Origin of the sequence: Spirillospora sp. NPDC048823 (assembly GCF_043198445.1) — a bacterium.
Classification (GTDB): Bacteria; Actinomycetota; Actinomycetes; order Streptosporangiales; family Streptosporangiaceae; genus Spirillospora.
The window spans coordinates 1-4,154 of record NZ_JBICUT010000039.1 but is presented as its reverse complement, the minus strand read 5'-3'; the positions used below and the strand labels follow the sequence as shown (position 1 = coordinate 4,154).

Here is a 4,154-nt window from a genome sequence, read left to right as displayed (position 1 = left end):
AGAGGACCGATCTCTCCTATGCACCGGCTTGCTCAGAGTCGAAGACATTCCTCTCCTGAGCGGAACAGGTTCCAGGCTTGGATTCCCGACCTACCGGACGACTGATCACCACCGGACGCCGACACATCCTGCGCCTCCCGGCGCGCTGGCCCTGGACCAACCTGATCACCGACGCCCTGGCACGCCTGGCGGCACTGCCCAACCCCAGCTGACCAGCACCAACCGACCCGACAACACAGGAAGGAGACCCGCAGGGCCCGTGGAACCCCGCCGACCCGGAGCGACATCCGGGCCACCGGCCTGACCACCACCACAAAGGACAAACCCGGTCAGGCCGCTACGCGGCCCAACCGACGCCATGAAAGATCGAGGTTAGGCCACTGCCTCCACCGATCACCGAACCGGACGAGGTCGCCGACCTGAACGTCCGAAGAAAGCAACGTCTGGGCGGAACCCTCAACGAATACGAACATGCCGCTTGACCTGCGTGAGCGAGGTCCTCGGCAGGGACAGGGCCTTCTCGAGCAAGCAGGTCGCTGATCTGGTCAAATAATACTTCGACAAGGGAGGCATCAAGATCTCTGTCCGTCATCAGCAGTACGTTAGGAGAAGAGGCGATTCTTCTGGAAGACGAGATCGTGGTCCGGGGCTTCTGGGGCCCGCGCGGGGAGTCGGTGGATGCTGCCGTGGAACGGTGGGTCGACCTGTCTCGGTGGCTGACCGGCATCGGGGGGCCGGTGTTCTCCTCGTGGATGAATGCGGATGATGAGCCGCAACCGCTGGAGTTCACTGCGGAGGGTCTTCATCGGGAGTTAGCTCATCGTGAAGCGGAGTTCGGTCCTCGCGGTCACCTGGGATTTTCGATGGCAGCACATATCGACGATGGTGATCTGCCTCGGGTGTCCTTGTCGTCCACGATAGGCGCCCGTGGTCCACATGTTGTGGGCAATAGCATGATTCTGACGCTCTATGTCTGGGAGGAGGAGCAGAAGAGCCTGTGGACGGCGATGGCGGCTGACCTGTTGTGGACGGTGGCCGAAGTGTGCGAGCCCGACTGGGGTGAGGTGTATAATGACGCACTTACTGATGCCCAGAGCGAGAACCCGCAGATCGCGATCAAGACGCCTCGAGCAGGGTTCGTTACGTTTCTGTCGTCGAACCGCCGTGCGCGGGTATCCGGCGAGGTGCCCGGACGTACGCGGCATGCAGCCGATGGCGGCCTGCTGATCGATATCATCGAGGACGGCCGGTTCCCGGAACTGGATGCGGTGGCGGAACTCGACCGGCAACTTCGCGACTCGGGCGCGTTGGTCGAAATCCCGGAATCTCAGGAACGGCTGTGATGCTCAATGACACTGACGCTCGTGTATGAATCCGGTCCTGGGAATGCACCGACGTTCGTCGTGGACATCGTCCAGGCCATTCGCAGGGGCGTCTGGACCACTTGCTGATAGGCCTGGGTCACGTGGACGATATCATCGTGAGAATGCGGGACAGCAGCGTGCCCGTTTTGGTGGATATCCGGGACTGTAGCGGAGGGCTGGTGCAGTGAATCTCTCATTGAAGTACGAGCCGGTGACGGCCAACGCGCCCCGGTTCGCCGCCGACATCGTGCAAGCCGCACAGGACATTTCCCAGGTGCGATTGGACTACACGGTGGAGAGCTTGGACGCGGTTGACGGCATCGTCCAAGGAATTCGACAGGACGGGCCTCCCATTGAGGCGGTCGCCGAGACGCTCTTCGGATTCGGCTGCTATCTCGGGGAGGTTCTTCTCAGGGAGGGCCGTGGCCAATGGGTCGTGCCTGTTCAGCAGGAGACTGAATTGGTCGCCTTCCCCTTCGTCGTCAGATTCCCTGACGGCCGGTGGGCCAACCCGCTCGGTAAGGTCTTCAAACGCTTCGAGGAAGGCGCGGAGCACAACGTCCGCTTTTTTGCCGCCGTCATGCTGAACCCTAGCCTCTGACCGCATATCGCAGCAGGCAGCGGCTTCTTCCCATGCCCGTCATTTCGCAGACCCACCGAAGTTCACCGGCGTCGACAAGCCCGGCCCGCAGGACCCCGACGCCGAGCCCTACAACTCCTACCGGTTCAACGCCCACCGCTGGGACCAGGGCTCAGGCACCTACGACATGGGGTTCCGCAACTACGACCCCGGCCTGAACCGCTTCCTCACCCGCGACATGTACGGCGGTGCCCTGGCCGACATGGGCCTGGCCACCGACCCGTTCACCATGAACCGGTACGCCTTCGGCGGCGGCAACCCCATCAGCAACATCGAGTACAACGGGCACTTCGGCTGGAAAGACCTCGGCAACGGCCTCGCCGGTGCAGCCACCTCCGTGACCGACACCCTCGCTCTCGCCGGCCCCGCCGCACCCATCGAGATGGCCGGCTGGTTCGGAGTCGGCCCCGGCCTGTCCGGCGACTTCCAGAACCGCCTGCAGCAAGGCGGCGTCGACACCGATTCCGGCGCCTTCAAGACCGGGTTCTGGGCCACCGAGATCGCCTCGATAGCCTTTGAGGGCGCCGGCGCCCTCAAGATGGGCGGGAAACTCGCAGCCCGTGGCGGCGCACGCCTCATCGCCAAACTGGCGGGGAACGGCGGCGACGAGGCGGCCACCGTCGCCCGCCAGATCGTCGACGACGTCGCCTCGGCCAGCAAGGGGTCGGCCAGCGCCGACTCCATACCCGCCAAGGGCGGAACCGCCGCCAAGACCGGGAGCGGTGCGGCTGCACCCGCGCGCTCGGTTCGCGGACCCTCCAAAGCGGCCAATGCATGCCGCAAACCCAACAGCTTCGTGCCGGGCACCGGCGTGCTCATGGCCGACGGCACCCACAAGGACATCGAAGACGTCCAGATCGGTGACCAGGTCACCGCCACCGACCCCGAAACCGGCGACACCCGCCCCCGCAAGGTCACCGACACCATCACCGGCCAGGGCGACAAGAGCCTGGTCACCATCACCATCGACACCGACGGCAAACACGGCGACAAAACCGCCGACATCACCGCCACCGACGAACACCCCTTCTGGCTCCCCGACTACGGACGCTGGACAGATGCCGAAGACCTCAAACCCGGCATGTGGCTCCGAACCAACACCGGCACCTGGATTCAGATCACCGCCGTCACCACAGGAACCCGGAACCAGCGCGTCCACAACCTCACCGTCTTCGGTGACCACACGTACTATGTAGGGGCTGGCGGCACGTCAGTCCTCGTCCACAACTGTGACGGCGATGTCCATTGGGTAGCGGAGAACGCGAGTATGAGCTCCGCAGCTCGGGCATATGATGCTGGAGCGGCTGGTTCACAGTCAGGCGTGGCTCCAGCGCTGCAGTACTACAAGGCTGGCGGTAGCAATCTCTCTCAAGTCAAGTTTGACGGATATGATGCTGTCAATGGCGTCATGATTGACAGGAAGCTTGCCGTCACTACTTTCAATAAAGCATTTAGGCAGGCTCAGAACCAATCCCTTGCGCTTGAGCAGAATGGCCTAACAGGGGTGTGGGAGGTTCCTAATGCCGCTCAGGCAGCCCGTGCCCGTTCCATCCTTGGGCAACAGCTAGTCATGAATATCAAGGTAAGGATCGTAGTGCCATGACCAGTGTTGAGCGTGTGCTGGCGAAGGTCATCATGGAGATGGTTGTGTCAATCGACCTCAGTGATGACGAGAACATCGATCCAGATGTTGCAGCCAGTATCCTCGAGCCAGTGGCTGCGCTTCTTCAGACCGCACCAATCGAAGATCGGCAGGCAATTGTTGAGTTGCTTCGAGACTGTGCGGAAGAGGAGCAGAATCTCGAGAGAAGAACGACAGCTCTTGATCTCCCGGAAGCGCTGGGTCTCCTGTAGCGCAGCTTTCTCGTGAGGCAATAACGGCTAGGTCGTGCTCGCGTCAAGTCCTGCCTGAATCGTTGGCTCTGTGCCTTCCCGGTTGGCGTGCGAAGGGTAGTCCATGCGGAGCAGCCGCGGCCGATGGCGCTGTGATTGGTGCCGGTGTCGGTTGGCAGCAGCTCCTGTTGCCGTCAACGTTGCCGTCACCTAGCGTGGAGGGCGCCCGAACCCCGGTGAAGGCCACCGCACCGCGCCGTGCCGCAGCCGGTCGGCGTCATCGATGCTGTCGGCGCCGGCGCACATCGCCGCCACCA

At 62.9% G+C, this 4,154-nt stretch carries 5 protein-coding genes; all 5 read left to right on the top strand.

Annotated elements, in window-relative coordinates; translation table 11 throughout:
• Positions 1–77: 77 nt before the first annotated feature.
• Positions 78–212 (top strand): hypothetical protein, encoded by a 135-nt coding sequence (locus tag ACGFK0_RS37570; RefSeq protein ID WP_392913527.1) that lies wholly within the window; start codon positions 78–80, stop codon positions 210–212.
• Positions 213–686: 474 nt separating this feature from the next.
• On the top strand, positions 687–1,343 hold the full coding sequence (locus ACGFK0_RS37565; RefSeq protein WP_392913525.1) for a hypothetical protein: 657 nt from the start codon (positions 687–689) through the stop codon (positions 1,341–1,343).
• A gap of 205 nt (positions 1,344–1,548) precedes the next feature.
• Positions 1,549–1,965, top strand: coding sequence for a hypothetical protein (locus ACGFK0_RS37560; RefSeq protein ID WP_392913523.1), 417 nt, complete (start codon positions 1,549–1,551; stop codon positions 1,963–1,965).
• Between the two features lie 4 nt (positions 1,966–1,969).
• Entirely contained in the window at positions 1,970–3,607 is a 1,638-nt protein-coding gene (locus ACGFK0_RS37555; protein ID WP_392913529.1) for a polymorphic toxin-type HINT domain-containing protein, read from the top strand.
• Positions 3,604–3,858: a hypothetical protein gene (locus tag ACGFK0_RS37550; protein WP_392913521.1), complete on the top strand. Its 255-nt coding sequence runs from the start codon at positions 3,604–3,606 to the stop codon at positions 3,856–3,858. Before ACGFK0_RS37555 ends, ACGFK0_RS37550 begins: the two co-directional genes overlap by 4 nt.
• Positions 3,859–4,154: the final 296 nt, after the last annotated feature.

Bases quoted from the DNA above. Each gene is read 5' to 3' on its own strand.
- ACGFK0_RS37550 (WP_392913521.1), top strand. From the start codon at position 3,604: ATGACCAGTGTTGAGCGTGTGCTGGCGAAGGTCATCATGGAGATGGTT.